Annotated in this window: 24 protein-coding genes, 1 pseudogene and 1 riboswitch; of the genes and pseudogenes, 11 read left to right on the top strand and 14 right to left on the bottom strand. The window is 74.2% G+C overall.

Annotation, left to right across the window (positions count from 1 at the left end; genetic code table 11):
* Nucleotides 1-118 precede the first annotated feature (118 nt).
* Nucleotides 119-5,149, bottom strand: a complete 5,031-nt coding sequence (locus ACFYOV_RS08660; protein ID WP_389084564.1) for a beta strand repeat-containing protein — start codon at nucleotides 5,147-5,149, stop codon at nucleotides 119-121.
* A gap of 629 nt (nucleotides 5,150-5,778) precedes the next feature.
* Here ACFYOV_RS08660 and ACFYOV_RS08655 point away from each other — a divergent pair.
* Nucleotides 5,779-6,231, top strand: coding sequence for an OsmC family protein (locus ACFYOV_RS08655; RefSeq protein WP_389084561.1), 453 nt, complete (start codon nucleotides 5,779-5,781; stop codon nucleotides 6,229-6,231).
* Nucleotides 6,232-6,338: 107 nt separating this feature from the next.
* Here the strand turns inward: ACFYOV_RS08655 and ACFYOV_RS08650 are convergent, their stop codons facing one another.
* The gene (locus tag ACFYOV_RS08650) at nucleotides 6,339-6,926 is read right to left on the bottom strand and encodes a rhodanese-like domain-containing protein (RefSeq protein WP_389084559.1); all 588 of its coding nucleotides are present in this window, start codon (nucleotides 6,924-6,926) and stop codon (nucleotides 6,339-6,341) included.
* Nucleotides 6,927-7,006: 80 nt separating this feature from the next.
* Between ACFYOV_RS08650 and ACFYOV_RS08645 the strand changes: the two genes are divergently transcribed.
* A complete protein-coding gene (locus ACFYOV_RS08645; RefSeq protein WP_389084556.1) occupies nucleotides 7,007-7,294 on the top strand; it encodes a metal-sensitive transcriptional regulator in 288 nt (95 codons plus the stop codon).
* Between the two features lie 45 nt (nucleotides 7,295-7,339).
* Here the strand turns inward: ACFYOV_RS08645 and ACFYOV_RS08640 are convergent, their stop codons facing one another.
* From ACFYOV_RS08640 to ACFYOV_RS08630, 3 genes are all read right to left on the bottom strand, one after another.
* Nucleotides 7,340-8,086, bottom strand: coding sequence for a sulfite exporter TauE/SafE family protein (locus tag ACFYOV_RS08640; RefSeq protein WP_389084554.1), 747 nt, complete (start codon nucleotides 8,084-8,086; stop codon nucleotides 7,340-7,342).
* A complete protein-coding gene (locus tag ACFYOV_RS08635; protein ID WP_389084552.1) occupies nucleotides 8,083-8,469 on the bottom strand; it encodes a rhodanese-like domain-containing protein in 387 nt (128 codons plus the stop codon). The genes ACFYOV_RS08640 and ACFYOV_RS08635 overlap by 4 nt, the downstream gene beginning before the upstream one ends.
* A 68-nt stretch (nucleotides 8,470-8,537) precedes the next feature.
* On the bottom strand, nucleotides 8,538-9,905 hold the full coding sequence (locus ACFYOV_RS08630; RefSeq protein ID WP_389084549.1) for a rhodanese-like domain-containing protein: 1,368 nt from the start codon (nucleotides 9,903-9,905) through the stop codon (nucleotides 8,538-8,540).
* A gap of 179 nt (nucleotides 9,906-10,084) precedes the next feature.
* On the opposite strand from ACFYOV_RS08630, the gene ACFYOV_RS08625 reads away from it, so the two are divergent.
* Complete coding sequence (locus tag ACFYOV_RS08625) at nucleotides 10,085-10,489, top strand: DUF302 domain-containing protein (protein ID WP_389084547.1); 405 nt, start codon at nucleotides 10,085-10,087, stop codon at nucleotides 10,487-10,489.
* A 376-nt stretch (nucleotides 10,490-10,865) separates the two neighbouring features.
* Entirely contained in the window at nucleotides 10,866-11,015 is a 150-nt protein-coding gene (locus ACFYOV_RS08620; RefSeq protein ID WP_389084544.1) for a hypothetical protein, read from the top strand.
* 59 nt (nucleotides 11,016-11,074) lie between these two features.
* On the opposite strand, the gene ACFYOV_RS08615 is transcribed toward ACFYOV_RS08620, so the two are convergent.
* The 6 genes from ACFYOV_RS08615 to ACFYOV_RS08590 form a co-directional block, all read right to left on the bottom strand.
* Nucleotides 11,075-11,785 (bottom strand): ABC transporter ATP-binding protein, encoded by a 711-nt coding sequence (locus ACFYOV_RS08615; protein WP_389084542.1) that lies wholly within the window; start codon nucleotides 11,783-11,785, stop codon nucleotides 11,075-11,077.
* Nucleotides 11,778-12,764, bottom strand: a complete 987-nt coding sequence (locus ACFYOV_RS08610; protein WP_389084540.1) for an ABC transporter ATP-binding protein — start codon at nucleotides 12,762-12,764, stop codon at nucleotides 11,778-11,780. Before ACFYOV_RS08610 ends, ACFYOV_RS08615 begins: the two co-directional genes overlap by 8 nt.
* Nucleotides 12,761-12,949, bottom strand: a complete 189-nt coding sequence (locus ACFYOV_RS08605) for a hypothetical protein (RefSeq protein WP_389084538.1) — start codon at nucleotides 12,947-12,949, stop codon at nucleotides 12,761-12,763. The genes ACFYOV_RS08610 and ACFYOV_RS08605 overlap by 4 nt, the downstream gene beginning before the upstream one ends.
* Before the next feature lie 181 nt (nucleotides 12,950-13,130).
* A complete protein-coding gene (locus ACFYOV_RS08600; protein ID WP_389084536.1) occupies nucleotides 13,131-14,060 on the bottom strand; it encodes an ABC transporter permease in 930 nt (309 codons plus the stop codon).
* Nucleotides 14,061-14,066: 6 nt separating this feature from the next.
* Entirely contained in the window at nucleotides 14,067-15,035 is a 969-nt protein-coding gene (locus ACFYOV_RS08595) for an ABC transporter permease (RefSeq protein ID WP_389084534.1), read from the bottom strand.
* 20 nt (nucleotides 15,036-15,055) lie between these two features.
* Entirely contained in the window at nucleotides 15,056-16,642 is a 1,587-nt protein-coding gene (locus ACFYOV_RS08590) for an ABC transporter substrate-binding protein (protein WP_389084531.1), read from the bottom strand.
* 214 nt (nucleotides 16,643-16,856) lie between these two features.
* Nucleotides 16,857-17,041, top strand: a riboswitch (cobalamin riboswitch).
* 29 nt (nucleotides 17,042-17,070) lie between these two features.
* Between ACFYOV_RS08590 and ACFYOV_RS08585 the strand changes: the two genes are divergently transcribed.
* From ACFYOV_RS08585 to ACFYOV_RS08565, 5 genes and pseudogenes are all read left to right on the top strand, one after another.
* Complete coding sequence (locus ACFYOV_RS08585) at nucleotides 17,071-17,772, top strand: energy-coupling factor ABC transporter permease (RefSeq protein WP_389084529.1); 702 nt, start codon at nucleotides 17,071-17,073, stop codon at nucleotides 17,770-17,772.
* Nucleotides 17,769-18,072 (top strand): annotated as a pseudogene (locus tag ACFYOV_RS08580) (energy-coupling factor ABC transporter substrate-binding protein); the annotation flags it as partial. The gene ACFYOV_RS08585 and the pseudogene ACFYOV_RS08580, both read left to right, overlap by 4 nt.
* 452 nt (nucleotides 18,073-18,524) lie before the next feature.
* Nucleotides 18,525-19,274 carry a cobalt ECF transporter T component CbiQ gene (cbiQ, locus tag ACFYOV_RS08575; protein ID WP_389084527.1) on the top strand — a complete coding sequence of 250 codons (750 nt, stop codon included), beginning with the start codon at nucleotides 18,525-18,527 and terminating at the stop codon, nucleotides 19,272-19,274.
* Complete coding sequence (locus tag ACFYOV_RS08570) at nucleotides 19,271-20,116, top strand: energy-coupling factor ABC transporter ATP-binding protein (RefSeq protein WP_389084525.1); 846 nt, start codon at nucleotides 19,271-19,273, stop codon at nucleotides 20,114-20,116. Before cbiQ ends, ACFYOV_RS08570 begins: the two co-directional genes overlap by 4 nt.
* Before the next feature lie 1,167 nt (nucleotides 20,117-21,283).
* Nucleotides 21,284-21,478 (top strand): DUF5999 family protein, encoded by a 195-nt coding sequence (locus ACFYOV_RS08565; RefSeq protein WP_389084523.1) that lies wholly within the window; start codon nucleotides 21,284-21,286, stop codon nucleotides 21,476-21,478.
* 16 nt (nucleotides 21,479-21,494) lie between these two features.
* On the opposite strand, the gene ACFYOV_RS08560 is transcribed toward ACFYOV_RS08565, so the two are convergent.
* Genes ACFYOV_RS08560 through ACFYOV_RS08550 form a run of 3 tightly spaced genes read right to left on the bottom strand, consistent with a single transcriptional unit; the run spans nucleotide 21,495 to nucleotide 23,865 of the window.
* Nucleotides 21,495-22,319: an alpha/beta fold hydrolase gene (locus ACFYOV_RS08560; protein WP_389084521.1), complete on the bottom strand. Its 825-nt coding sequence runs from the start codon at nucleotides 22,317-22,319 to the stop codon at nucleotides 21,495-21,497.
* A gap of 23 nt (nucleotides 22,320-22,342) precedes the next feature.
* Nucleotides 22,343-22,741 (bottom strand): RidA family protein, encoded by a 399-nt coding sequence (locus ACFYOV_RS08555; protein WP_389084519.1) that lies wholly within the window; start codon nucleotides 22,739-22,741, stop codon nucleotides 22,343-22,345.
* Entirely contained in the window at nucleotides 22,738-23,865 is a 1,128-nt protein-coding gene (locus tag ACFYOV_RS08550) for an acyl-CoA dehydrogenase family protein (RefSeq protein WP_389084517.1), read from the bottom strand. Before ACFYOV_RS08550 ends, ACFYOV_RS08555 begins: the two co-directional genes overlap by 4 nt.
* 118 nt (nucleotides 23,866-23,983) lie before the next feature.
* Here ACFYOV_RS08550 and ACFYOV_RS08545 point away from each other — a divergent pair, with 118 nt between their 5' ends.
* Together ACFYOV_RS08545 and ACFYOV_RS08540 are read left to right on the top strand one after the other, a co-directional pair.
* Nucleotides 23,984-25,624: an AMP-binding protein gene (locus ACFYOV_RS08545; RefSeq protein WP_389084515.1), complete on the top strand. Its 1,641-nt coding sequence runs from the start codon at nucleotides 23,984-23,986 to the stop codon at nucleotides 25,622-25,624.
* Between the two features lies 1 nt (nucleotide 25,625).
* Nucleotides 25,626-26,447, top strand: coding sequence for a PaaX family transcriptional regulator C-terminal domain-containing protein (locus ACFYOV_RS08540; protein ID WP_389084513.1), 822 nt, complete (start codon nucleotides 25,626-25,628; stop codon nucleotides 26,445-26,447).
* The last annotated feature ends 43 nt before the right edge of the window (nucleotides 26,448-26,490 follow it).

Here is a 26,490-nt window from a genome sequence, read left to right as displayed (position 1 = left end):
ACGGACGGTCACGTGCCGCCGCGCCCCTCACCGACCGCACGGTGCGGATCGGTGAGGGGCGCGGCGCTGTCCGCTCCTCCGGCTCCTCCGGGCCGGACCGGGTGCTCCGGAACGGCTGCTACACGACCGGGCCCACCACCTGGGTGTCCGTCGCGGTGTCCCCGGTGTAGTTCGCGTCGCCGCCGTAGCTCGCGGTGATGGTGTACGGGCTACCGGCGTCGTCCGCGTACGCGTGGGTGGTCGTCGCGATTCCTCCGGTGACGGTCTCGGTGACGGTCCCGCTGCCGTCGCCGAAATCGAAGGTGACGGTCCCGGTGGGGGTGCCCCCGCCGGGGCTGTCGGCGGCCACCGTGGCGGTCACCGTCACCGGTTCGCCCTCCACCGACGGATCCGGACCCGAGGCCACCGCCAGGGTGGTCGCGGCCTGGTTCACCGTCTGGGTGTCCGTCGCGGTGTCTCCGGCGAAGTTGGCGTCGCCGCCGTAGGTCGCACCGATGGTGTACGGGCTGCCCGCCGCGTCCGTGTAGACGTGGGTGGCCGTGGCCAGTCCCCCCGCCACGGTCGCGGAGACCGTGCCCGACCCGTCGCCGAAGTCGAAGGTGACGGTGCCGGTCGGGGTGCCCGCGCCGGGGCTGTCCGCGGCCACCGTCGCGGTCACCGTCACCGACTCGCCCACCACCGACGGATCCGGGGCCGACGTCACCCCGAGGGTGGTCGCGGCCTGGTTCACCGTCTGGGTGTCCGTCGCGGTGTCTCCGGCGAAGTCGGCGTCACCGCCGTACGAGACGCCGATGGTGTACGGGCTGCCCGTCACGTCCGTGTAGACGTGCGTCGTGGTCGCGGTGCCGCCGGTGAGGGCCTCGGTGACGGCCGGGCTGCCGTCGCCGAAGTCGATGGTGACGGTGCCGGTCGGGGTGCCCGCGCCGGGGCTGTCGGCGGCCACCGTGGCGGTCACCGTCACCGTCTCGCCCACCACCGACGGGTCCGGAGCGGACGTCACCGTGGCCGTGGTCGTGGCCTGGTTCACCGTCTGGGTGTCCGAGCCCGACGCAGCGGCGAAGTCGGCGTCCCCGCCGTAGGTCGCGGTGAGGGTGTAGGGGCTGCCGGCGGCGCCGGTGTAGGCGTGGGTGACCGTGGCCGTACCGCCCACCAGGGTCCCCGTCGCGGCCGGGCTGCCGTCGCCGAAGTCGAAGGTGACGGTGCCGGTCGGGGTGCCCGCGCCGGGGCTGTCGGCGGCCACCGTGGCGGTCACCGTCACCGACTCGCCCACCACCGACGGATCCGGGGCCGACGTCACCCCGAGGGTGGTCGCGGCCTGGTTCACCGTCTGGGTGTCGGTGCCGGTGGAGGAGTTGAAGTCCCCGTTGCCGACGTAGCCGACGGTGATGGTGTAGGGGCTGCCGGCCGTGGTGGCGTAGGTGTGGGTGACCGTGGCCGTACCGCCCACCAGGGTCCCCGTCGCGGCCGGGCTGCCGTCGCCGAAGTCGAATGTCACGGTCCCCGTCGGAGACCCCGCCCCGGGGTTGTCCGCGGCGACCGTGGCGGTCACCGCCACCGACTCGCCCACCACCGACGGATCCGGCGCCGACGTCACGGTGGTCGTGGTGTCCACGGCTCCGACCGTCTGGGAGTCGGTGTCCGAGGAGCCGGTGAAGCTGCCGTCCCCGCCGTAGGTGGCGGTGATGGTGTAGGGGCTGCCGGCCGTGGTGGCGTAGGTGTGGGTCGCCGTGGCCGTGCCGCCCACGACGCCCGCGGAGACCGGTGCGGAGCCGTCGCCGAAGTCGAAGGTGACGGTGCCGGTCGGGGTGCCCGCGCCGGGAGGGGTCGAGGTGACCGCGGCCGTGGCCGTCACCTGCACGCCGACCGGGGACGGGTCGGGCGCCGACGTCACTTCGGTCGTCGTCGACGCCTGGTTCACGGTGTGGGTGTCGATGCCCTCGGACGGGCCGAAGTCGGTGCTGCCGCCGTAGGTGGCGGTGACGGTCCGGGTGCCCACGGCGATGGCGTCGGTGACGACCGTGGCGGTGCCGCCGACCAGGGGTGCGCTGAGCGCCGGTCCGCCGCTGACCGAGAAGAACACCGTTCCGCCGGGAGTGCCCGCTCCGGGCGCGGTGGGTGCCACGGTGGCACTGATGGTGACCGGTTCACCGAAGACGGACGGGTCGGGCGCCGACGTGACCGTGGTGGTCGTCTGGGCGATGTCCACGGCCTGGCTGTCGGAGCCGGTGGAGGCGTCGAAGTCGGTGTTCCCGGCGTAGGTGGCGATGACGGTGTACGGGCTGCCCACGGTGCTGTTGTAGGTGTGGGTGAGCGTCGCCGTCCCGCCGGCGAGCGTCACGGTCTCGGCGGGTGATCCGTCACCGAAGGTGACGATCACGTCTCCGGTCGGTGTTCCGCCACCGGGCGCCACGGAGGCGACCGTCACCGTGATGTCGACCGGCTGGCCGACCACCGAGGGGTCGGGGCCGGTGGAGACCGTGGTGGTGGTTCCGGCCGCTTCGACGGTCTGGGTGTCGGTTCCCGACGAGCCCGTGAAGTCCGCGTCACCTCCATAGGTCGCCGTGGCCGTGTACGGACTGCCCGAGGCACTGATGTACGTGTGCGTCACCGACGCCGTACCCCCCGCGACCGGCACCGTCTGCGGAGCACTGCCGTCACCGAAGTCGAACGTGACCGCACCGGTCGGCGAACCCGCGCCCGGAGCCACCGCGGCCACCGACGCCGTGAACGTCACCGGCTCCCCCACCACCGACGGATCCGGAGCCGACGCCAGCGTCACCTCCGTCGCCGCAGCATTCACCGTCTGCGTGTCCGAACCCGACGAACCCGCGAAGTCCGCGTCACCGCCATAGGTCGCCGTGGCCGTGTACGGACTGCCCGAGGCACTGATGTACGTGTGCGTCACCGACGCCGTACCCCCCGCGACCGGCACGGTCTGCGGAGCACTGCCGTCACCGAAGTCGAACGTGACCGCACCGGTCGGCGAACCCGCGCCCGGAGCCACCGCGGCCACCGACGCCGTGAACGTCACCGGCTCCCCCACCACCGACGGATCCGGAGCCGACGCCAGCGTCACCTCCGTCGCCGCAGCATTCACCGTCTGCGTGTCCGAACCCGACGAACCCGCGAAGTCCGCGTCACCGCCATAGGTCGCCGTGGCCGTGTACGGACTGCCCGAGGCACTGGTGTACGTGTGCGTCACCGACGCCGTACCCCCCGCGACCGGCACCGTCTGCGGAGCACTGCCGTCACCGAAGTCGAACGTGACCGCACCGGTCGGCGAACCCGCGCCCGGAGCCACCGCGGCCACCGACGCCGTGAACGTCACCGGCTCCCCCACCACCGACGGATCCGGAGCCGACGCCAGCGTCACCTCCGTCGCCGCAGCATTCACCGTCTGCGTGTCCGAACCCGACGAACCCGCGAAGTCCGCGTCACCGCCATAGGTCGCCGACACCACGTACGGAGTGCCGCTCGTCGAGGTGTAGGTGTGCGTCACCGACGCCGTCCCGCCGGCGAGGCTCACCGTCACGGCGGGGCTGCCGTCACCGAAGTCGATGGTGACGTTCCCCGTGGGTGTGCCGCTTCCGGGCGCGACCGGTGCCACGGTCGCGGTGACCGTGACCTCCTGGCCGACCGCCGACGGGTCCGGTGCGGTGGTGACCGTGGTGGTGGTGGCCGAGGGGTCGACGGTGTGGGTGTCGGTGCCGGAGGAGCCGGTGAAGTCACCGTTTCCGGCGTAGGTGGCGGTCACGGTGAACGGACTGCCGCCGGCGGAGGTGTAGGCGTGGGTCACCGTCGCCGTGCCGTCCACCAGGGTTCCGCTCTGGGCCGGCGAACCGTCGCCGAAGTCGAAGACGACGGTACCCGTCGGCGTTCCGGCGCCCGGGGCCACCGGAGCCACCGTCGCGGTGAAGGTCACCGGCTGGCCCACCACCGACGGATCGGGCGAGGAGACCACGGTCGTGGTCGTGTCCGAGACGCCGACGGTCTGGGTGTCGGTGCCCTGCGACGCGGTGAAGCTCCCGTCACCGCTGTAGGCGGCGGTCACCGTGAAGGGGCTGCCGGTGGTCGTGGTGTAGGCGTGGGTGACCGTGGCGGTGCCACCGGCCAGAGGCACCGTCTGGGGCGCCGAACCGTCCCCGAAGGTGAAGGTGACCGTTCCCGTGGGGGTCCCGGCGCCCGGGGCCACCGGCGACACCGTCGCGGTGAAGGTCACCGGCTGGCCCACCACCGACGGATCCGGCGAGGAGACCACGGTCGTGGTCGTGTCCGCCGGCTGCACGGTCTGGGTGTCGGTGCCGGTGGAGGGCTTGAAGTTGGAGTTGCCACTGTAGGCGGCGGTGACGGTGTACGGGCTGCCGGTGGCATCGGTGTAGGTGTGGCTCACGGTGGCCACGCCTCCCACGAGGGGCACGGTGACCGGCGCCGAACCGTCCCCGAAGGAGAAGGTCACGGTGCCGGTGGGCGTGCCCAGCTGCGGGAGGTCCGGCGCCACGGTGGCCGTGAAGGTGACCGGCTGACCCACCACCGAGGGATCCGGTGAGGACGTCACCGTCGTGGTGGTGAGCGCCTTGCTCTGCACGGTGTGCCGGTCCGTCCCGAAGGACGGCAGGTAGGTGGCGTCGCCGCCGTAGATCGCGGTGATGGCGTGCGGGCCGACGCTCAGCAGGTTGACGGTGACCGTGGCCGTTCCGTTCACCAGCGGTGCCGTCAGCGTCGGCCCTCCGCCGATGACGAAGATGACGGTGCCCGTCGGCGTGCCCTCCCCGGGCGGGACCGGCGTCACCGTCGCCGTGATCGTGACCGGCTGGCCGTAGGCCGAGGGATCCGGCGAGGAGGTCACCTTCGTCCGGGTGGTCGCCTGGATGACGGCCTGCAGGGTGGTGCCGGTCGACGGGGTGAAGGATGCGTCACCGCTGTACGTGGCGGTGACCGGGTGCGTGCCGACGGGCAGGTCGTCGACGGTCGCGGTCGCCGTACCGCCCACGACGGGCGCCGTCACGGCCGGTCCGCCGCCGACGGTGAAGGTGACCGTGCCCGTCGGCGTTCCCGCTCCGATCGGGATGACGGTCGCCTTCAGGGTGACCGGCTGGCCGAAGACCGACGGATTCGGCGACGTGGTGACCAAGGTTATGGTGGCAGGCATGGATGTGGCCCTCCAGAGGGGATCGAGGATGGTCACGGCCGCCACTCGTTCCCCCGATTCCGGCGGCCGCTGTCGGCGGTGACGGATGCCGGGCATCACGTACCGTCGTCCCCGACAGGAGATGGGCGGCCCCGGTCGGTATCACCAGTAAGCGCACGGGCGGTTTCGATACGCCAGAGTCACCGGGTCCAACCCCACGAACAGGTGAGCGCGCGGGCCGCCCGAACGGCGCGACACGGCCTGCGTCACCGGCGTGCGGCGATGGTTGAGCGCCGGGTGTCGCGGCATCCCCTGCCCCACCGGGCCCTCGAGCAGCAGGAGTTGCGGCGCGGTGCCGCATGACGATGCGTCAGGTGGTCAACGCACCTGCGTGCGGAGCGGCTTGCGAAAACGCCTCGTCCGCCGGGAGGTGAGCACCGAGCCGGTCCGGGTTTCCGAGGGCACCGTGCGGGTCCGACGCAGCCGTATCCCCGCGGGACACTCGGCCAGATACCCCGCAGGGTATCTGTTCGACGCCTCCCGCGCGAGGGCCGAGCGGGCCCCGTCGCACCCCGTCCGCCCCTCGCGCGGCGCGTCGCCCCGCGGTCGACTGGGAGGGCGAGGCAACACCGACGAGAAGGGCTCCGGCCATGACCGGTACCGCAGCACACACCCACGAACCGAACCGTCCCCGGGACGCCGAGCCGCACCGGCTCGAGGTGGTCCACGCGGACCGGGACGCCTACACCGTGGACGTCCGCGGCCACCGGTTCCGGGTCGACCAGCCCGCCGACTCGGGCGGCACGGACACCGCGCCCACCCCCACCGAACTGTTCGCCGCGTCGCTGGCCACCTGCGTCGCCTTCTACGCCGGCCGCTATCTCCACCGCCACGGGCTGCCCCGCGCCGGACTGCGGGTCCGCACGGAGTTCACCATGGCGACCGACCGCCCGGCCCGCGTCACCTCCGTGCGCCTGGTGATCGTGCCGCCCCCGGAGCTTCCCGAGCAGCGCCGGGCGGCCCTGCTGGCCGTGGCCTCGCACTGCACCGTGCACAACACCCTCCACCAGCCGCCCGAGGTCGGCATCGAACTGGAGCCCTGAGCACGTGGCAGGGCCGCGACCCGGCGCGTCCGGACCGGGTGGAGCACCCGCGCGACCCCGGGCACCCGCATCGAGCGGGTGCCCGGGGTCGCGCGGCCGGGCGGATCTCAGCGGCCGCGCAGAGCGGCGAGCGCGGTGTCGAGGTCGGCCGCACGGGGCCGGTTGTGGGGCAGCCTGCCGAGGACCACCGCCATGCCGCAGGTGTTCGTCAGGGCGGAGAACACCAGGCCGGCCGCGATGCCGGCCGAGAGGAACTGGAAGGCCGGGTGCACGAGCAGACCGAGCACGAGGCCGAGCAGGACCAGCGTCCCGGCGGTGAAGCGCACCTGGCGTTCCATGCTCCACCCCGCGCGGGTGTCGCATGCGGCGGGACGGTGCAGATCGTGCCCCTCGGCGGCCCAGGCGCCGGTGCCGCCGGCCAGCGTGGCGGTGGGGATGCCGTGCTCGGCCAGCAGCTTGCAGGCGTTCTCCGAGCGGGCCCCGGAGGCGCACACGACGAGCAGGTCGCCCCGCCCGGCGGCGTGCCGGATCTCGGGCAGCGCCCGCCGGATGTGGTCCAGCGGGACGTTCACGGCGCCGGGCAGGTGGCCGGAGGCGTATTCGGCGGGCGTGCGCACGTCGACGACGGTGAGTTCGTGCAGCCTGGTGTGCGCCTGGCCGGTGCCGAGGACGGTGGGGGCGGGGGAGTTGCTCATGGCAGGTGTGATCCTTAATGGTCGACGCCGTCCCGAACCAGGACGTACTGTACCCCTAGGGGTATTGCAGAGGAGTGATCGTGGAACTGGAGCTGAAGGGTGCGGACCTGAAGGCCGTGCTGAACCGGCTGCGCCGGGCGCAGGGTCAGATCTCCGGTGTCATCCGGATGATCGAGGAGGGGCGGGACTGCGAGGACGTCGTCACCCAGCTCGCCGCCGCCTCCCGCGCGCTCGACCGGGCAGGTTTCGCGATCATCGCGACGGGCCTGCAGCAGTGTGTGGCGGACATCGAGTCCGGCGGCACGAACGGCGAGGACGGCGAGCAGATCCGCGCGCGTCTGGAGAGGCTGTTCCTGTCCCTGGCGTGAGCGCCGCGGGCGGGGGAGCCGTCCGGGCGGGAGTGCTCGGGCGCATCAGACCACCGCGTCGATCAGCATGAAGGCGGCCACGGCCAGCAGCACCAGGGCGAAGACCCGCTGGAGCGTGGGCCCGGAGACCTTCGCGGCCAGCCGTTTGCCGTCCCAGGCACCGAGGACCGCGGCCGCGACGAACGGTCCGACGACCGCCCAGTCGAGGGAGTCGACCGTTCCGGCCCGCGTCGCCAGCGCGGCCACCGAGTTCACGGTGATGACCAGCAGGCTCGTGCCCACCGCCGTCCGCATCCGCATGCCGAGGACGCCCACGAGTGCCGGCACGGCGAGGAAGCCGCCCCCGACGCCGAGGACACCGGTGACGGCGCCCAGCCCCGCCCCCGCGGCCGCGGCCCGGCCCGGACGCACGGACACGACGGTGTCCGCGGGCGGGCGGTGCCGCAGCATGCGGACGGCGGCGACGGCGGCCACTCCTGCGAAGGCCGCCGTCAGCACGGCTCCCGGGAGGAGGCCGGCGACCGCGCCGCCGAGCATCGCCGGACCGGTCCCGGCCGCCGCGAACAGCAGGCCCGTACGCCATCGCACGTGACCGTCGCGGGCATGGGCCGGCAGGGCGGTGGCCGAGGTGACGGCGACGATGACCAGACTCGCGGTGGTGGCCGCGACGGGACTGAAACCGAGCGGGTAGATCAGGGACGGGACGGCCAGCACGCTGCCACCGCCTCCGAGGGCACCGAGCGCCAGGCCGATGACGGCCCCGGCGGTCAGGGCGAGGACCAGAGCACTCACGCGACGGTCCCGGTCCCGCCGCGCGAGTCGACCACCGGCAGCCCCGCCCCCGCCCAGTCGAGCATGCCGCCGATCACGTCGACGGCCTCGGCCCCGCGGGCGGCGAGCAGTTCGGCGGCATGCCGGGAGCGATGGCCCGAACGGCAGATCACGACCAGCGGCCGGGCCTGCGCCCGCTCGGGCAGCCCGGCGCCCGCGACCAGGGCGGACAGGGGCAGGTGGACGGCTCCCGGGGCGTGTCCGGCCTGCCACTCGTAGGACTCCCGGACGTCGAGCAGCAGGGCGTCACCGGCTCCGGCCTCGTTGCGGTGACCGGTGCGCACGGCCGCCTCCTGCGCGGTCACGCGGCCCGGACCGGTCCGGGCCCGGCGGAAGATGTTCATCTCGGTCTCTCGTTCCTGTGTGCCGTCGGGGTGCGCGGGGCCCGGCGGCCGCCGCGGCGTCCGGCCCCTCACGGCTTGCGGACGGTCAGTCCGGCCCGGGCTGCCGCGTCGAAGGCGTCGTCCACGGCCACCACGTCGCGGCCCGTGGCGTGCAACACGGATGCGGCGATGGCGGCCCGCATTCCGCCGGCGCAGTGCACCCATACCTCGCCCGCGGGGACCTCGTCGATACGGCGGGGCAGCGCGTGGACCGGGATGTGCACCGAGCCCTCGACGTGTCCGTCCGCTCGTTCCGCGTCACGGCGGACGTCCAGGACGACGACGCCACCCTCCGGGCGCCGCCGGGCCAGATCGGCGAAGGTGGCCCGCGGGAAGGAGACGGGCTCCTCGCCGTCGCGCACCCAGTCGGCCGGTCCACCGGTGGCGGCGGCGGCCGGGCGGTCGATGCCCACGCGGACCAGCTCGCGCTGAGCAGCGGCCAGCTGCTCGGGGGATTCCGCGAGCAGCGTGACCGGCTTGCCCCAGGGGATCAGCCAGGCCAGGTACGTGGCGAGCTGTCCCTCGGCCTCGAAGTTGAACGAGCCGGAGACGTGCCCGGCCGCGAAGGCGACGCGGTTGCGCAGGTCCACCACCCACTCCCCCGCGGCCAGCCGGGCGGCGATCTCCTCGGCGTCGGCCACGGCGGGCGGGGTCAGGTCCACGGGCCCGGGGCCCTGGGCGTTCACCGGTCCCATGTGCGCGTAGTAGGCGGGGATGTCGTCCAGCGCGGCCAGCAGATCGGCGACGAAGGTGTCGACGTCCCGGGTGAGGGCCTCATTGGCGCCCTTCTCCTTGCCGATCGTGGTGCTGCCGCCCTCGGCCTGGGAGGAGGAGCAGAAGCTGCCGAAGCCGTGGGTGGGCAGTACCACCGTCTCCTCGGGCAGCTCGTCGGCCAGCCGGTGCGCGGAGGCGTGCTGCGCCCGGGCGAGGTCCTCGGTCAGCCGCGGCTCGACCAGGTCGGGGCGGCCGACGGTGCCGATCAGCAGGGAACCGCCGGTGAACACCGCGACGGCCGTGCCGTTCTCCTCCAGGACGTAGGAGGTGTGGTGCGGGGTGTGGCCGGGCGTCGCGAGCGCACGCAGGCTCAGCCCCGCCGCGGCGTCGACGTCCGTGCGGTCGCCGTCGTGCACCGGCACCCGCTCGAAGGAGACGCGGGCGCCCGCGGGCACCAGGTAGGCGGCGCCCGCCACCCGGGCCAGCTCCAGGCCGCCGGTGACGTAGTCGTTGTGCACGTGCGTCTCGACGACGTACGAGATCCGCACTCCGCGCCGGGCCGCCGCCGCGATCACCCGGTCGATGTCCCGGGGCGGGTCGACCGCCACCGCCGTCCGCTCGCCGCCCGCCAGATAGCTGCGGTTGCCGAGCCCCGGCACCTCGATCGTGTCGACGAAGAACACGAGGTACTCCCTTCGGTGAGCAATTACCCCTCGGGGTATACGATCCACCGTAGCAACCATACCCTGGGGGGTATTTCCCGGCCAGGGGAATCCCTGGCCTGCCGCGGAACACCTCCCGTGTACCGCGCCCCGGACGGGACACCCGTACCCGGCCGGGCGAACACCTGGAAAGGCCGCTCATGCGCTACGACCGCACCGTGCACCTCGACACCGACTTCGTCACCGCCGTCGCCCGCACCCGCGACGCCCTCGCCGCCCAGGGCTTCGGCATCCTGACCGAGATCGACGTCACCGCCACGCTCAAGGCCAAGCTGGACCTCGAGATGGAGGACTACGTGATCCTCGGCGCCTGCAACCCGCCCCTCGCCCACCGCGCCCTGGACGCCGACCGCTCCATCGGCCTGCTGCTGCCGTGCAACGTGGTCGTCCGCACCGACGGCGACCGCACCGCCGTGCAGGCCCTCGACCCGAACACGATGGTCGCGCTCACCGAGCTCGACGCCCTGCGATCCGTCGCCGAGGAGGCCACCCGCCGTCTCGACGCCGCCCTCGCCTCGCTCACCGAGGCCGACGCCGAGAGCTGACCCCGCCCCGGCCGGCAGGCACCCGATCGGCCACCGGTTCCGCGGTGCTGTCGCAGTCACCGCCGGCCGCTCGCCGCCCGCCGCTCGCCGAGCAGGTGCCGGCCGGGCGCCGGCGGCGCCGTCCGGCCGGTGTCCACCGCTGCTCGGGCGGGCAGCGGTGCCCCGCCGGCGCCCCGCCCCGGCGTGCTCGCCCGCACCCACGGCCCGCTCACGGCCGTCCGGGGCGTCGCGGCCCGCGGGAAGGAGGCCCCGCGCCACATGGAGGACGGCCACCGGGGTACTTCGGGCTGACCGGACCCCGTTCGGCCGCGGTCCGCGCGCCCCGGCCGACCGGCCGGCACACACGAAGAGAACACCGAAGACCAGGGAGATCCTCATGAGCGAGCAGACGCCGTCCCAGGCGGAAGGCGAGCGGGAGCAGGGCGCCCCGCAGAGCGAGCAGCCGGACCCGCCCGCGCAGCAGACGACACCGTCGCAGGCCGAGGGCGAGCGCGAGGACGAGGACGCCGGAGGTACGGAGGGCTGACCGCCGGGGCGGCCGGAACCGGGCGGGGGCCCGGCGCCGCGCACCGGCCGACGCCGCGCCTACGTGTTCACTCCGGCCCCGACCGGCCGCGGCGCCGTGGCCGCCCTCTCCTCGGCGGCCGTCACCGTCTCCCAGTGGACCGTCCGGTCGCACCAGCGGGTCAGCAGGGTGCGGTCGTGGCCCACGGCCAGCAGGGCTGCCCCCGTCCCCGCGCGGTAGTCCTCCACGGCCCGGACCAGCGCGGCCGTCGTCGACGCGTCGAGCATCGCGGTCATCTCGTCGCAGATCAGCAGGCGCGGGCGCAGCACCAGCGCCCGGGCCAGGCAGGCGCGTTGCAGCTGGCCGTCGCTGACCTCGTGCGGGCCTCGGGTGAGCAGATCCGCCGTCAGACCGACCATGTCCGCGAGTTCGGCGACGCGGTCCGCGCTCTCTCCCCGACGGCCCGTGGCACGCAGGGGTTCGGCGATGAGGTCGGTGAGGCGCAGCCGGGGGTCCGCGGCGAGGCGGGGCTGCTGGAAGACGACGCCGAGGGAGATGCGCAGGCCGCGCGGTGCGCGATGGCGCCAGTGGCGTACGGGTGTGCCGTCGATGAGCAGGATGCCGGCGTCGGGACGGTGCAACAGCGCGGCCACCCGGGCGAGGGTGGACTTGCCGCAGCCGCTGGGCCCGAGCAGACCGACGGCCTCACCGGGGGCGACGGCGAGGGATGCGTTCCGTACGACGGGGGCGCGGCGGTCGTATCCGGCGGTGATGGCGCGCAGCTCAAGCACGGGCGTCCTCCGGCCAGGGGACGGAGGCGGGGTGGTGGCAGGCGAAGCCCTCCCTCGGCGGGGGGAGCACGGCGCGGCAGATGTCCGTCGCCCGTTCGCAGCGGGGCGCGAAGGCGCAGCCCTCGGGAAGGGCGCCGAGTTCGGGGGGCATCCCGGGAACGGGCGTGAAGGCACGCTCGGGGAGGGCGGCGAGCAGCCCGCGGCTGTACGGGTGGCGGGGGCCGGGCGCGCCGAAGAAGGCGTTCGCGTCGGTGAGTTCGACGAGGCGCCCCGCGTACATGACGGCGACCCGGTCGGCAATGCGTTCTGCGGCGTTCAGGTCGTGGGTGATCATCAGCAGTGCGTGGCCACCGCCGTCGGCGTCCACGTGGCGGCGCAGTTCGTCGGCCGTGCGGTCCACCAGGTCTCGGTCGAGCCCGGTCGTGGGTTCGTCGGCCAGCAGCAGGGGCGCGTCCCCGGCCAGGGCCAGGGCGGTGGCGGCGCGTTGGGCCAGGCCGCCGGAGAGTTCGTGCGGGTGGCGGTCGAGGTGGTCCGACGGGAACGCGGCGCGTGCGGCGGCCGCCTCGGCGGCGGCGCGCAGGGCCGCACGCCCCCGGACACCGGTGAGTTCGGCGACCGTCTCCCCCAGTTGGGAGCGGACGGTGCGCACGGGGGTGAGATGGGCAGCCGGGCTCTGGGGGACGAGGCCGATGCGGCGGCCCCGCACCGTGCGGGCGAGGGTGCGTTCGTCGGCGTGGAGCAGGTCGAGGTGGTCGCCCAGCAGGGCGGTTCCGGCCGTCCGGGCGTTGGCGGGGAGCAGGCCGAGCAGGGCGGAGGCGAGCACGGACTTGCCGCAGCCGCTCTCGCCGACCAGGGCGAGGCACTCGCCGGGCGCCACGTCGAAGTGGACGTCGGTGACGGCCGCGACCGCTTCCCCGCCGGGCATCATGAAACGCACCGACAGTCCGCGCACCGACAGCACGGGAGATCGCTCGCTCACGGCGTCACCTCCGGTCGGTGGTGGCGTACAGCCGTCTCGCGCCGCATCCCGGAGCCGGCGAACACGCGAACCACGGGCCGGGCAGCGGCGAGTTCGGTGACGGCCGCCGTCGCGGGCACGGCGGGCAGACCGGGACGGCGGGCCGGTCGGCGCGGACCCGCCACCACGGGAGATCGCTCGCTCACGGCGTCACCCCCGATCGGCGGCGGGGAACGGCCGCCTCGCACCGCATCCCGGAAATGGCGAGCACCGGAACGACGGGCCGGGCAGCGCCGAGTCCGGTGACGGCCGCCGTCGCGGGCACGGCGGGCAGACCGGGACGGCGGGCCGGTCGGCGCGGACCCGCAGGCCGTGGGAATCGCTCGCTCACCGTGTCACCTCCGATCGGTGACGGGGACTGATTCGTTCGCGCCAGACTCCGGCGAGGCCGGCGACGGCGAGGGTGGGGACGATCAGGAACAGGCCGGGAAAGAGGGTCGGCCACCACTGGCCCGCCAGCAGGGAGCCGCGGGCATCCTGGACGAGGATCCCGAGGCTGGCCGTGTGGGCGGGCAGGCCCAGACCGAGGAAGGACAGGGCCGACTCGTGCCACATGGCGTGCGGCACCATCAGCACGGCGGCGAGTCCGGCGTGGGGCAGGACCCCGGGCAGCAGGTGGCGCACGGCCACCCGCCACCGCGAGGCGCCTGCGGCGACGGCCGCGTCGATGTACGGGCGGGAGCGCAGCGACAGGATCTCGGCGCGGACGATGCGGGCGGTGGACAGCCAGTGGGTGAGCGCGACCGAGACGACGACCGGCCAGACACCCGGGCGGAACATCGCGACGACGAAGATGCCGAGGAGGAGGTGCGGGACGGACGACACCGTGTCGACCAGCCGCATGATCGCGCGGTCGGCCCGGCCGCCGAGCGCCCCGGCGGCGGCTCCCACGGCGGTGCCGATGACGGTCGCCGTGAGCGCCGCCACCACACCGACCAGCAGGGACACCCGCAGGCCGTACACGCAGCGCAGCAGCAGGTCGCGGCCGACGCCGTCGGTGCCGAAGGGGTGGGCCCCACCGGGGGGCCGGAGCTTCGCGGCCAGGTCGACGGCCTGCTGGTCGAGCGGGACCAGCGGCGGGACCAGCAGCACCGCCAGGACGGTGACGGCGAGCAGGGTTGCGGACGTGCGCAGCCGGAGGGTGTGGGTGGAGCGGCGGCCGGTGCCGTGCCCCCGCCACACGGTGCCGGCCGTGGCGTCCGCCGTGGCCCCGGCCGTGGTGGTTCCGACTGTGGTGTGGGCTGTGCGGTCGGTCATGGCAGGTCACATCTCACTGAGTTCCACCCTCGGATCGATCAGCCCGTAGAGCAGGTCCGCGAGCAGGTTTCCGGCGAGCACGGCGGCCGTGGCGAGTGTCGTCAGCGCGGCCAGGAGCGGAAAGTCGACCGCGGTGGCCGCCTCCACGGTGGCCGCCGCGATACCGGGCCAGCTGAAGACGGTCTCCACCAGCAGTGCACCGGTGATGAGTTCGGGCACGCGGGAGCCGCTCAGGGTGAGGACGGGCAGCAGTCCGCTGCGCAGCGCGTGGCCGAGCAGCACGGTGCGTTCGCTCAGGCCGCGCGCCCGGGCGCCGCGCACCGGGTCCTCGGCGAGTGCGTCGCCGACGCCCTGACGGACGTAGAGCGTGAACCAGGGCAGCTGGGAGACGGCGAGGACCCCGGCGGGCAGGACGAGGTGGCTCGTCACCCGGCCCGGGGTGACCCGTTCGCCGGCGGTGTCGCTGAGGCCGCCGGCCGGGAGGACGTCCAGGCGCAGGGCGAACAGCCAGATGGCGAGCAGCGCGATCCAGAAGACGGGCGCCGCCTCGAGCGCGTACGCGAGCGAGGTGACCGTGCGGTCGAGCGGGGAACCGGGGCGGCGGGCCGCGAGGACGCCGAGCAGCGTACCGAGGGCCACGGCGGCGGTGAATGCGACGGCGCACAACAGCACCGACCACACCAGCCGTTCGCCGATCACGTCGGCCACCGGCTGCCGCATCACGCTCGAACGGCCGAGGTCGCCGGTGAGCGCGGAGGTGAGCCAGTCCCACCAGCGCACGGCGAACGGCCGGTCCACGCCGAGGTTCTCCCGCAGCCGGTCCAGGGTCTCCCGGTCCGCGCCGAGGGCGGCGGTGCCCGCGTAGGCCCTGACGGGGTCGAAGGGGGAGGCGGCGGCGAGGGCGAACGCGCCGAAGGTGACGACGAGCAGCACCGGCACGGCGGCCAGCGCCCGCCGTGCCACGAGGCGTGCCATCGCTCGCCGGGGCAGGGGCCTCACTTCTTCGGCCGCCAGTCCTCGACGTTCCACCAGGGGCCACTGGCGAAGCCGTGCTCGTGCGGCTCGGTCTGCGTGGTGAGGCCGTCCCAGCGGTCGGCGAGGACGTAGAGGTGGTCGATGTGGGTGAGGAAGGTGTAGCCCGGGTCCTTCACCAGCTCCCGCTGGAGGGTGTCGTAGGCGGCCCGGCGCTTCTCGGGGTCCTGGCTGCGGCGGCCGGTGTCGAGGGCCTTGTCGACGGCCGGGTTGGCGTAGCGCGCCATGTTGTTGAAGCCGTCGCCGGCGAGGGAGGAGTGCAGCAGGGTGTGGAGGCCGAAGTCGGGGTCTCCCGCGGTGCCGAACCCGGCGAGGACGGCGTCGTGCTCCATCCGGGGTTCGATGACCTCCCAGGTGCCGCTCTCGACGCGCACGTCGATGCCGGCCCGCTTCGCGTCGGAGGCGTAGGCGAGTGCGTGGTCCTGGCGGATCCTGTCGCCGGCGGGGTAGTGGAGGGTGAACGCCGCCCGGCGGCCGTCCTTGACGCGGACGCCGTCCGCGCCGGGCCTCCAGCCGGCCGCGTCGAGGAGGGACCTGGCCCGGGCGAGGTCGCGTGGGCGTTCGATGCCCTCGGCGTACCAGGGGTCGTCGAGGGGCAGCGGGCCGTAGGCGGGGCGGCCGGCCCCGTCGAGGATCGTGTCGGCCATGGCCTCGCGGTCCATGGCCAGGTCGAGCGCGCGGCGGATCGCGGTGTCGCCGGTGACGGGGTTGCGCGTGGGCAGGGTGACGGCGCGGAAGTCGTACGACCTCGCCCGGTACGTCTTCCTGTCGTCGTCGCTCTTGAAGGTGGCGGCGAGGTTGGGCGGCAGGACGGCGCCGTCGAGGTCGCCGGAGCGCAGCCGGGTGGCGCGGACGTCGTCGTCGGCGACGATCGCCATCGTGAGCTTTTTCACCTTGGGGGCGCCGCCCCAGTAGTCCGGATTGGCCTCGAAGGTGAGTTTCTCGCCCTTGCGCCAGCCGGTGAGGACGTAGGGTCCGGTGCCGATCGGCTCGGTGTTGAAGGAGCCGGTGTCGGGGTCCTGTCCCCCGGCCACGTGCTCGGGGACGACGGGCAGCACCGTGCGCGCGGCGAAGGCGGCGTAGGGGTACCTGAGCCGGAAGACGACCGTGCGGTCGCCGTCCGCCCGTACGTCCTCGATGGCGTCCAGTTCGCTCTTGGCGGCGTTGTTGGTCCGGTCGTCCAGCACCGTGCGGTACGTGAAGACGACGTCCTCGGCGGTGAGGGGTTCGCCGTCGCTGAACCTGACGCCCGTGCGCAGCCTGTAGGTGTAGGTGCGGCCGCCGTCGGTGATGTCGGGCAGCTCCTTCGCCAGCGCCGGTCGCAGTTTCCCGCGGGCGTCCCGGGCGAGCAGTCCGTCGAAGAGCTTGGAGTTGCCGTCCTTGCCGTAGCCGAGCAGCGGGCTGAGGGTGTCCGGCTCGGAGGCGACCCCGATCACGACGGAACCGGCGGACGCGGCGCCTTCGGCGGTGACCCCCGGGGCCGAGCAGGCGGTGACCGTCACCGCGGTCGCCGCCAGCACGGCGGCGCCTCGTATGCGTCGGGTCGTCATGGGGCCTCACATCTCTGTCGCACTACAGTTGCTTTCGATTTGTTGTTGCATATTAGTTGCAACAACCTTCTCCCGGTGACCCCCACCTCGTCCTCTTCCTGCCCGGCAGTGCCGTGGGAGCGATGTCAAGTCCGCAGGTGTGCGCCGGGGTGTGAGCCGCCGGGTGCCGTCCGCGCGCCCCTGGTGGCCGCTTGTCACCGGCCCCGAACGGGCACTACTGTCACCACGCCTTGGTGACGGGAAATCCGGTGTGATGCCGGTGCGGCCCTCGCCACTGTGATCGGGAAGTCCGGTTCCGGCCCTCGCGGGCAGCCACTGGGTCCTCACGGACCCGGGAAGGCGGAGCACGGGCGGTGGTACCCGTCAGCCAGGAGACCGGCCAAGGCGCGTCGTCCATCCACGAGGTGCTGGAGAGGGTCTGCTGAGCCATGCACATAGCCGAGGGTTTTCTACCGCCCGCCCACGCGGTCGCCTGGGGCGTCGCGTCGGCGCCGTTCGTCGTCCACGGAGCCCGCTCACTCGTCCGTGAGGTGAGGGAACACCCCGAGAGCACACTGTTGCTGGGCGCCTCGGGCGCGTTCACGTTCGTGCTGTCGGCACTGAAGCTGCCCTCCGTCACCGGCAGTTGCTCCCACCCCACCGGCACGGGCCTGGGCGCCGTCCTGTTCCGGCCGCCGGTCATGGCGGTGCTGGGCACCATCACCCTGCTCTTCCAGGCTCTGCTGCTCGCCCACGGCGGGCTGACCACGCTGGGCGCCAACGTCTTCTCGATGGCCGTCGTCGGCCCGTGGGCCGGGTACGGCGTCTACCGGCTGCTGCGCCGCCTCGGCGCGCCGCTGATGGCCGCGGTGTTCGCCGGCGCGTTCCTGGCGGACCTGTCGACGTACTGCGTGACCAGCGTGCAGCTGGCGCTCGCCTTCCCCGACCCGGCCAGCGGATTCCTGGGCGCGCTCGGCAAGTTCGGCTCCATCTTCGCCTTCACGCAGATCCCGCTCGCGGTGAGCGAGGGACTGCTGACCGTCCTGGTGATGCGCATGCTCGTGCAGTCGAGCAAGGGGGACCTGACGCGGCTCGGGGTGCTGGCCGCGGAGAAGAAGTCGCCGGCCACGAGCGAGGCGGTGACCCGATGAGGCGCAACGCGAGGATCAACGCGCTGCTGCTGCTCGCCGTGGTCGCGCTCGCCGTGCTGCCCCTGGCCCTCGGTCTCGGCGACCACAAGGAGGAGCCGTTCACGGGCGCGGACGGCGAGGCCGAGACGGCGATCACCGAGATGGAGCCGGATTACGAGCCCTGGTTCTCGCCCCTGTACGAACCCCCGTCCGGCGAGATCGAGTCGGGCCTGTTCTCCCTCCAGGCGGCGATCGGTTCGGGCGTGCTGGCGTACTACTTCGGCCTGCGACGGGGGCGTCGGCAGGGGGAACTGCGCGAGCGGGAACGGGCGGCGGCCGGTGCGCAGGACGCGGCGGCCGCGGGCGGGGCGGTCACGGACGCCTCGGTCCCGGGGCCGGACGCGGACGCCTCGCAGACGCACGGCTCGGGAACCGACGGCGCGGAGCAGGCGGTCGTCGGCGCGGGCAGCCGCACGGCCGGCGGCGGCGCGAGGGCGACGGGCGCCGGCCCGGCCGCCGACACGGGCACGGGCACGGGTGGTGCCTTGACGGTCGTCGACGACTCGAACTCCACCACGGCGGGCCCCGGAACGGGCGGCAGCAGGGCGACGAGCCACCCGAGCAGTGCCGCGCCCGCCACTCCGGCGGACGGCACCCGGGCCCCCGGGAGCGGCCCCCGCACGGGTGAGGAGCAGCGGACCGGTTCCGGAGCCGGCGTCCCGCCCGCCGACGGGGCGGACGGCGCCCCGTCCGGGTCCAGGGACTGAGGCGCCGTGCTGCCGATGGACGCGGCGGCGCACAGCAGCCGCTGGCGTCGCCGTCATCCCGTGGACAAGGCCGTGCTCGGCCTGGGGCTCACCGTGCTCGCCATCTCGTTGCCCCCCTGGCCCGGTGCCGCGCTGGTGCTGGTCGCGGCGCTCGCCGTGCTGCTCGGCCCGGCGGGGGTGCCCGGCCGGCGGCTGTGGCGGGCGTACCGGGTGCCCTTGGGCTTCTGCGTCACCGGAGCGCTGACGCTGCTCGTCCAGGTGGGCGGGTCCGGCGGCTTCGTCTCCGTGGCCGACGACGGTCCGCTGCGCGCCGGTGAGCTGCTGCTGCGCACCTCCGCCGCCTCGCTCGGCGTGCTGCTGTTCGCGTTCACCACCCCCATGTCGGACCTGCTGCCGCGCCTGGTCCGCGCCGGGGTGCCCGCTCCGCTCGTCGACGTGGCCCTCGTGACCTACCGGATGAGCTTCCTGCTCCTGGACTCGGTGCGCCGGGTCCGGGAGGCGCAGGCGGCCCGGCTCGGGCACACCACCCGTGCCGCGACCTGGCGTTCCCTCGCGGGGCTCGGCGCGACCGCGTTCGTCCGGTCCTTCGACCGGGCCCAGCGGCTCCAGACCGGGCTCGCCGGGCGCGGCTACGACGGCACCCTGCGCGTGCTGGTGCCCGAGGCCCGGGTGTCCGTCCGCTTCACCGCCGCGAGCGTCGCGCTGCTGGCGACGCTCGCCGCCCTCACCCTCGTACTGGAAAGGCCGCTGTCATGAGCAACCCCGTGCTGGTCGCCCTGCGGGGCGCGTCCTTCGCGTACGAGGACGGCCCGGCCGTGCTCACCGGCCTCGACTTCGAGGTGCGCGAGGGGCGTGCGCTCGCCCTGCTGGGCCGCAACGGCAGCGGCAAGACGACGCTGATGCGACTGCTCAGCGGCGGACTGCAGCCGCACACCGGCGAGTTGGCCGTAGAGGGCAGCCCCGTGCGCTACGACCGCAAGGGGCTGACCCGGCTGCGGACGACCGTGCAGCTGGTGGTGCAGGACCCGGACGACCAGTTGTTCGCCGCGTCCGTCGGACAGGACGTGTCGTTCGGGCCGCTGAACCTCGGCCTGTCCGATGCGGAGGTGCGCGCCCGGGTGGCGGAGGCACTGGACGCCCTGGACATCGCCGCGCTCGCCGACCGGCCCACGCACCTGCTGTCCTACGGGCAGCGCAAGCGGACCGCGATCGCGGGCGCCGTCGCCATGCGGCCCCGCGTGCTGATCCTGGACGAGCCCACCGCGGGCCTCGATCCGGACGGCCAGGAGAGGCTGCTCGCCACCCTCGACGGGCTGCGCCGCAACGGCACCACCGTGGTGATGGCCACCCACGACGTGGACCTCGCCCTGCGCTGGGCCGACGACGCGGCCCTGCTCACCCCCTCCGGCGCGCGCACCGGTCCGGCGGACGAGATGCTGGCCCGCACGGACCTCCTGCGGGAGGCGGGACTGACCCTGCCGTGGGGCGTGGCGGTCGGACAACTGCTGCAGTCCCGGGGATTGTTGCCGGAGGACGTTCCGGCTCCCCGTACTCCGGAGGAGCTGGCGGCGGTGGCGGTGGCGAACGGCGCGGGGTGAGGTGCGGACACGCCGTCCCGCCGGGGCCCTCGTCCACCGTCCCGCCTTCCGCCGCCCGGGTCGGCCGGTGGGCCTGGCGCGCCGCCGGACCGGCCGGCGGCCGGGGATCGGCCACGCGGGTGATGGCCGACTCGACGGCCGCAATGCGGTCGCCCAGGAGGGCGAGCGCGGCGATCGCGCGGGTGAGGGCGTCGTCGTCCGGGCCGGCGAGCGTGCGGGTGCGCACGTGGCGGCCTGCATTTCGGCCCAGCGGGCGGCCCGTTCGGGGGTGAGCGTGCCGCGCAGCTCGGCGAGCTCGAGCAGGTTGGCCCCGGCGCCGGTGGTGAGGGTCTGCGCCTCGGCCGTGTAGTGGTCGTCGAGGACGGCGGCGAGTTCGGCGTCGTTCATGACCCGCTGGATCCGCAGGCGATACCGGCCGCCCGTCCGGAAGCAGCACCGCCCCGCCCGCGCACGGGAGCCCTCCGCCTGCTCCAGCAGCACGGCAAGGGCGTCGAGGAGGAGGAGGCGGGGGACGGCGACGCGCACCACGGTGAGACGGACACGGGCCGTGGGGGCAGAGTGGCGAACCCGCCGGGCACCGGTCCATGCCCGACGCGGCAGGACCGGCGCCGGCCGCCCTCCCGGCTTCCGGCACCGCACCGGAACCGGGGCGGCCGTCAGGCCCGGCACCCCACGCGGAGGCCCCGGCGGGCGCGGGACCGTCGCACGGCCCCGTGCCGTCGGTCCCGGACCACGTCACGTCTCCGTGCTCGACCAGCGTGGAAGTCGGGCAGCGGCAGGCCGAGGACGGGGCCGGTTCCCCGAGCGCCCCCGGTCGGGCCCGGGATCGCGGAGGAGCGGACACGAACCGGCCCGTTCGGGTCGCGGGCCGGGCCTCCGCCGGTGCCCGGCGGGGCGGCTCCGCGGCGTGGCCTCACCTTCCGGCGACGAGTCGGCACCGGCCGTCGGGGAACCGTCCCGGGGAGGTCCGGGAACTGTCACGTTTCGCGGCGCGCCGTTCCGATCACTGCCCGCCGAGGAGCATGGTCCGTCTGTACGAACCGTTCACCTGAACATCCGACCGGAACCCTTCGTACGACCTTGCGTGCGAAGCCTTCGCACGCGTCCTTCGTACGGACCCCTCGTACGACGGCCATCCGGACGTCCCACCCCATGTGGAGGTACGCCATGTGTGCCCACCAGCCTTCGTGCCCCCGGACCGAGTCCCCCGCCCCGCACGTGGTCGCCGCGCACCCCGAGCAGGGCTGGAGGCTGCTGTGCGACGGCGCGATCGTCTTCGACGACACCGGCGAGCTGCTGCCCGACGGCCGGGTGGTCGCCCCGCACCGCGCGCCCGCCGCCCTGCTCGTGGTCCCGGCCTGACGCCCGCCGCGGCGGATCAGTTCTCGGCGACGAACCACCGCAGCAGCGAGGCGAGCCGCTGCGGCCGGTCCTCGGCGATCAGGGTCCGCGAGTCGCCGATCTCGACCAGCCGGCCCCGCGGAAGCAGCTCGGCCAGCCGAACGCCGTGGTCACGGGGCATCATCAGGTCCTCGGTCGCCCAGACGACCAGCGCGGGCCGGTCGAAGCGGCGCAGGCCCTGGGCGGCTTCGAGCAGTTCGGTGCGCCGTACGTGGGTGTTGTAGTGCCGGAAGTCGCGCCGGACAGCCGGGTCGGTGCGCAGGGGGCGCAGCCAGCGGTCGACGATCTCGTCCGGCACGGGGCGCTTGGTGAGCGCCCCGATGCCGACCGGCAGCCGGCGCAGCGGTTTCAGGCCCAGGGCACGGACCATGAGCGGGATCCCGCCGGGCACCCTGCACGCGAGACCGATCATCTTGCCGGGCAGCCCCGGCGGGTAGTTGTCGAACGCCTCGCAGGAGATCAGCACCAGCCGTGCCAGTCGCTCGGGGTGCCGGGCCGCGACGGTCTGGGCGCGTCCGCAGTCGCTCTCGACGAGGGTGACGTCGCGCAGGTCGAGCCGCTCCAGGAACTCCGGGATCAGCTCGTTGACCAGGTCGGGCGTGGGCGGCCGGGTCATCGGCCTGCGGTGGGAGCCGTAGGGCAGGGTGGGCGCGATCAGCCGGTGGTCGTGCCGGAGTTGCTCGACGACCTTCCGCCAGACGGAGGAATCGTGCACCAGTCCGTGCAGCAGCACCACGACCGGGCCGTCCCCTCCGGTGTCCTCGTACTCGACGGTCCCCGCGCTCAGCTCGATGTCCGGCATGCGGCAAGGCTATCCGCGTGGGCTCAGGGCAGCACCGCGAATCCGTCCAGCTCCAGCAACGCCCGTTCGTCCCACAGCCGGACGACCTCCACGACGGCCATCGCCGGGTAGTCGAAGCCCGCCAACTCGCGCCACACCCGGCCCAGTTCACGGGCGTGGGCGCGGTACGCGGCCACGTCGGTGGCGTAGACGGTGACGCGGGCCAGGTCGGCCGGGGTGCCGCCGGCCGCGCGCAGGGCGGCCAGCAGATTGGCGAGGGCCCGCTCGAACTGCTCGGGCAGCGTGTCCCCGGTGACCCCGCCGTCGGCGTCGAGGGCGGTCTGACCGGCCAGGAACACCACACGGCTGCCGGTGGCGACGACGGCGTGCGAGAAACCGGCCGGCGGGGACAGGTCGGGCGGGTTGACGCGCTCGGTGGTCACCGGTCCTCCAGGCCCTTGTACAACTCCTTGGCGATGATGCTTCGTTGCACCTCGCTCGCCCCCTCGTAGATCCGGGGCGCGCGGACCTCGCGGTAGAGGTGTTCCAACAGGTGTCCGCGTTGCAGGGCGCGTGCGCCGTGGAGCTGGACGGCCCGGTCGACCACGTACTGGGCGGTCTCGGTGGCCAGCAGCTTGGCCATGGCGGCGCGCTGGGGGACGTCGTCGGCGCCCGCGTCGTACGCCGTGGCCGCCGCGTACACCATCAGCCGGGCCGCCTCGGTGCGCAGGGCCATCTCGGCGACCTGGTGGGAGACGGCCTGGAGATCCTTCAGCCTGCCGCCGAAGGCCTCCCGCCCGGCGGTGTGCCGGAGGGTCGCGTCCAGGGCCGCCTGCGCCATGCCGACGGCGAAGGCGCCGACGCTGGCACGGAACAGGTTGAGGGTGTCCATGGCGACCCGGAAGCCCTCGTCCACCTCGCCGACGACGTCGACGGCGGTCACCGGCACGGAGTCGAGGGCGAGGGACCCGATGGGGTGCGGGGAGAGCATGTCCAGGGCGGTGCCGGTGAGGCCGGGGCGGTCGGCGGGCACGAGGAAGGCGGTGACGCCCCGGGCACCGGCGCCCGGGGTGGTGCGGGCGAACACCGTGTAGAAGTCGGCCTCGGGCGCATTGGAGATCCAGCGCTTCTCGCCGGTCAGCCGCCAGCGCCCGGGGCCGTCCGGGTGAGCGGTGAGGGACAGCGCCGCCGCGTCCGAGCCGGCCCCCGGCTCGCTCAGTGCGAAGGCCGCCACCGCGCTGCCGTCACCCACCCGGGGCAGCCAGCGGGCGCGCTGTGCGGGGGTTCCGTGGGCATGCACGGGATGGGCGCCGAGTCCCTGGAGGGCGAGCGCGGTCTCCGCCTCGGTGCAGGCGTAGGCGAGGGACTCGCGCATCAGGCACAGGTCGAGGGCGCCGGAGGTGAACAGGCGGGGCAGCAGGCCGAGGGCACCGAGTTCGGCGACCAGGGGGCGGTCGACCCGGCCCGGTTCCCCCTTGTCGGCGAGCGGGCGCAGCCGTTCGGCGGCCAGCGTGCGCAGCTCTGCACACCAGGCGAGTTGTGCCGGTTCGAGCGAGAATGCGGTCATCGCCGGTCCCTTCTCCGCCCCGCTGGGCCACTGCCGAGGTTATCGCGGACCGTTGACTGTCGTCACCAACACGATACGCTCCTGATGCGAGCCCACCACGCCAAGGGGGCGAATCGTCATGAATCCACGGGGCACCGCCCACGTCGACACCTTCGCCCGCGATCATCTCCCGCCACCCGGCCAGTGGCCCGAGCTCCGCTTCGACCTGCCGGAGCTGGACTACCCCGACCGGATGAACTGCGCCGCCGCGCTGCTGCACGGCCCGCCCGGCGACCGCCCCGCCTTCCGCACGCCCGACGGCGACAGCTGGACCTACGGCGACCTGCGCGCCCGTGTCGACCGGCTGGCGCACGTCCTCACCGGCGAGCTCGGCGTCGTCCCCGGCAACCGGGTGCTGCTGCGCGGGCCCACCACACCGGGGCTGGCCGCGTGCTGGCTGGCGGTGCTCAAGGCGGGCGCGGTCGCGGTCACCGTGCTGGCGCAGGCGCGCCCGCACGAACTGAGCACCGTCTGCGCGATCGCCCGGGTCTCCCACGCCCTGTGCGACATCCGCTCGGTCGACGACCTCGCCAGGGCCGAGGTCCCCGGGCTGCGGATCACCACGTACGGCGGTGACTCCCCCGACGACCTGCTGCGCCGCCCGGCGCCCGGCACCCCGTACGACGCCGTGGACACTGCGGCCGACGACGTGGCGCTGATCGCCTTCACCTCGGGCACCACCGGGCGGCCCAAGGGCTGCATGCACTTCCACCGGGACGTCCTGGCGATCGCGGACACCTTCTCCCGGCACGTCCTGCGGCCGCGCGCCGACGACGTGTTCGCGGGCAGCCCGCCGCTCGGCTTCACCTTCGGCCTCGGCGGACTCGTCGTCTTCCCGCTGCGGGCGGGCGCGAGCGCGCTGCTGCTCGAACAGGCGGGTCCCGCCCAGCTGTTGCCCGCGATCGCCGAGCACCGGGTGTCGGTGCTGTTCACGGCGCCCACGGCCTACCGGGCGATGCTCGGCGCGCTCGACGCCCACGACGTCTCCTGCCTGCGCCGCTGCGTCTCCGCCGGCGAGAACCTTCCGGTGGCCACCTGGCGGGCCTGGCACGAGCGGACGGGGCTGCGCATCATCAACGGCATCGGCGCCACCGAACTGCTGCACATCTTCGTCTCGGCGGCCGACGAGGACATCCGGCCGGGGACCACGGGCGTGCCGGTACCCGGCTGGCAGGCACGGGTGCAGGACGCCGACGGCACGCCGGTGCCCGACGGGGAGCCGGGGCTGCTCGCGGTGCGCGGACCGGTCGGCTGCCGCTATCTCGCCGACCCGCGCCAGCGGGAGTACGTGCGCGGCGGCTGGAACATCACCGGCGACACCTACGTCCGGGAGCCCGACGGCTACTTCCGGTACGTGGGCCGCGCCGACGACATGATCATCTCGGCCGGGTACAACATCGCCGGCCCCGAGGTCGAGGACGCCCTGCTGCGCCATCCGGACGTGGTCGAAGCCGCCGTCGTGGGGCGGCCCGACGAGGCACGGGGACAGGTGGTGGTGGCGTACGTCGTCGCCCGGGGCGCCGCACGCGACGCCGACGCCCTGCGCGCCTTCGTGAAGTCGGAGCTCGCGCCGTACAAGTGCCCCCGCGAAATCGTCTTCATGGAGGCGCTGCCGCGCACGGCCACCGGCAAGCTCCAGCGGTTCCGGCTGCGTGACGCGACCACGGGTCCCGGCGGTCCGCGGGGAGGCCGGGAAACGGATCCCGACCGCACGACCTAAGATGATCAACGTGTCCGACCAGCAAGCGCAGCACGCTCCGAGGTCTTTGATCATCACGCTCTACGGCGCGTACGGCCGCTTCGTGCCGGGCCCCGTGCCCGTCGCCGAGCTGATCCGGCTGCTGGCCGCGGTCGGCGTGGACGCCCCGTCCGTGCGCTCCTCGGTCTCCCGGCTCAAGCGGCGCGGGCTGCTCGTCCCGGCCCGCACCGACCGGGGCGCGGCCGGTTACGAACTGTCCCGGGACGCCCGTCAGTTGCTGGAGGACGGCGACCGCCGCATCTACGCCGGCGAGCCGCCCGAGGACGAGGGCTGGGTGCTCGCCGTGTTCTCCGTGCCGGAGTCCGAGCGGCAGAAGCGGCACGTGCTGCGCTCCCGGCTGTCCGACCTCGGCTTCGGCACCGCCGCCCCCGGCGTGTGGGTCGCGCCCGCGCGGCTCTACGAGGAGACCCGGCACACCCTGCAACGGCTGCGCCTCGACGGGTACGTGGAGTTCTTCCGCGGTGAGCACCTCGGCTACACGCCCACCGCGGACGCGGTCGCCCGATGGTGGGACCTGGCCGGGATCGCCAAGGAGCACGAGGCCTTCCTGGACCGCCACGAGCGGGTGCTGCACGCCTGGGAGCGGCGGGCGGACACCCCTGCCGAGGAGGCGTACCGCGACTACCTCCTCGCCCTGGACTCCTGGCGCCACCTCCCGTACGCCGACCCCGGCCTGCCCGCCCGGCTGCTCCCCGGGAACTGGCCGGGCGCCCGCTCGGCGGCCGTCTTCCGCGGGCTGCACGAGCGGCTGCACGACGCGGGGGCCGCGTTCGTCGGGGTGTGACCGGACCGCCCCGGCCCGTCGGGCGGGACCACGACCGCGACGC

Source organism: Streptomyces sp. NPDC005931, assembly GCF_042871235.1.
Classification (GTDB): domain Bacteria; phylum Actinomycetota; class Actinomycetes; order Streptomycetales; family Streptomycetaceae; genus Streptomyces.
The sequence above is the reverse complement of the archived record's forward strand: the minus strand, read 5'-3'. Positions and strand labels throughout refer to the sequence as shown.

What these genes read in the sequence shown, in the direction of transcription:
- ACFYOV_RS08660 (WP_389084564.1), bottom strand. Translation starts at nt 5,149, where the DNA reads ATGCCTGCCACCATAACCTTGGTCACCACGTCGCCGAATCCGTCGGTC.
- ACFYOV_RS08655 (WP_389084561.1), top strand. Translation starts at nt 5,779, where the DNA reads ATGACCGGTACCGCAGCACACACCCACGAACCGAACCGTCCCCGGGAC.
- ACFYOV_RS08650 (WP_389084559.1), bottom strand. Translation starts at nt 6,926, where the DNA reads ATGAGCAACTCCCCCGCCCCCACCGTCCTCGGCACCGGCCAGGCGCAC.
- ACFYOV_RS08635 (WP_389084552.1), bottom strand. Translation starts at nt 8,469, where the DNA reads ATGAACATCTTCCGCCGGGCCCGGACCGGTCCGGGCCGCGTGACCGCG.
- ACFYOV_RS08625 (WP_389084547.1), top strand. Translation starts at nt 10,085, where the DNA reads ATGCGCTACGACCGCACCGTGCACCTCGACACCGACTTCGTCACCGCC.
- ACFYOV_RS08620 (WP_389084544.1), top strand. Translation starts at nt 10,866, where the DNA reads ATGAGCGAGCAGACGCCGTCCCAGGCGGAAGGCGAGCGGGAGCAGGGC.
- ACFYOV_RS08600 (WP_389084536.1), bottom strand. Translation starts at nt 14,060, where the DNA reads ATGACCGACCGCACAGCCCACACCACAGTCGGAACCACCACGGCCGGG.
- ACFYOV_RS08595 (WP_389084534.1), bottom strand. Translation starts at nt 15,035, where the DNA reads ATGGCACGCCTCGTGGCACGGCGGGCGCTGGCCGCCGTGCCGGTGCTG.
- ACFYOV_RS08590 (WP_389084531.1), bottom strand. Translation starts at nt 16,642, where the DNA reads ATGACGACCCGACGCATACGAGGCGCCGCCGTGCTGGCGGCGACCGCG.
- ACFYOV_RS08585 (WP_389084529.1), top strand. Translation starts at nt 17,071, where the DNA reads ATGCACATAGCCGAGGGTTTTCTACCGCCCGCCCACGCGGTCGCCTGG.
- ACFYOV_RS08570 (WP_389084525.1), top strand. Translation starts at nt 19,271, where the DNA reads ATGAGCAACCCCGTGCTGGTCGCCCTGCGGGGCGCGTCCTTCGCGTAC.
- ACFYOV_RS08565 (WP_389084523.1), top strand. Translation starts at nt 21,284, where the DNA reads ATGTGTGCCCACCAGCCTTCGTGCCCCCGGACCGAGTCCCCCGCCCCG.
- ACFYOV_RS08560 (WP_389084521.1), bottom strand. Translation starts at nt 22,319, where the DNA reads ATGCCGGACATCGAGCTGAGCGCGGGGACCGTCGAGTACGAGGACACC.
- ACFYOV_RS08550 (WP_389084517.1), bottom strand. Translation starts at nt 23,865, where the DNA reads ATGACCGCATTCTCGCTCGAACCGGCACAACTCGCCTGGTGTGCAGAG.
- ACFYOV_RS08545 (WP_389084515.1), top strand. Translation starts at nt 23,984, where the DNA reads ATGAATCCACGGGGCACCGCCCACGTCGACACCTTCGCCCGCGATCAT.
- ACFYOV_RS08540 (WP_389084513.1), top strand. Translation starts at nt 25,626, where the DNA reads ATGATCAACGTGTCCGACCAGCAAGCGCAGCACGCTCCGAGGTCTTTG.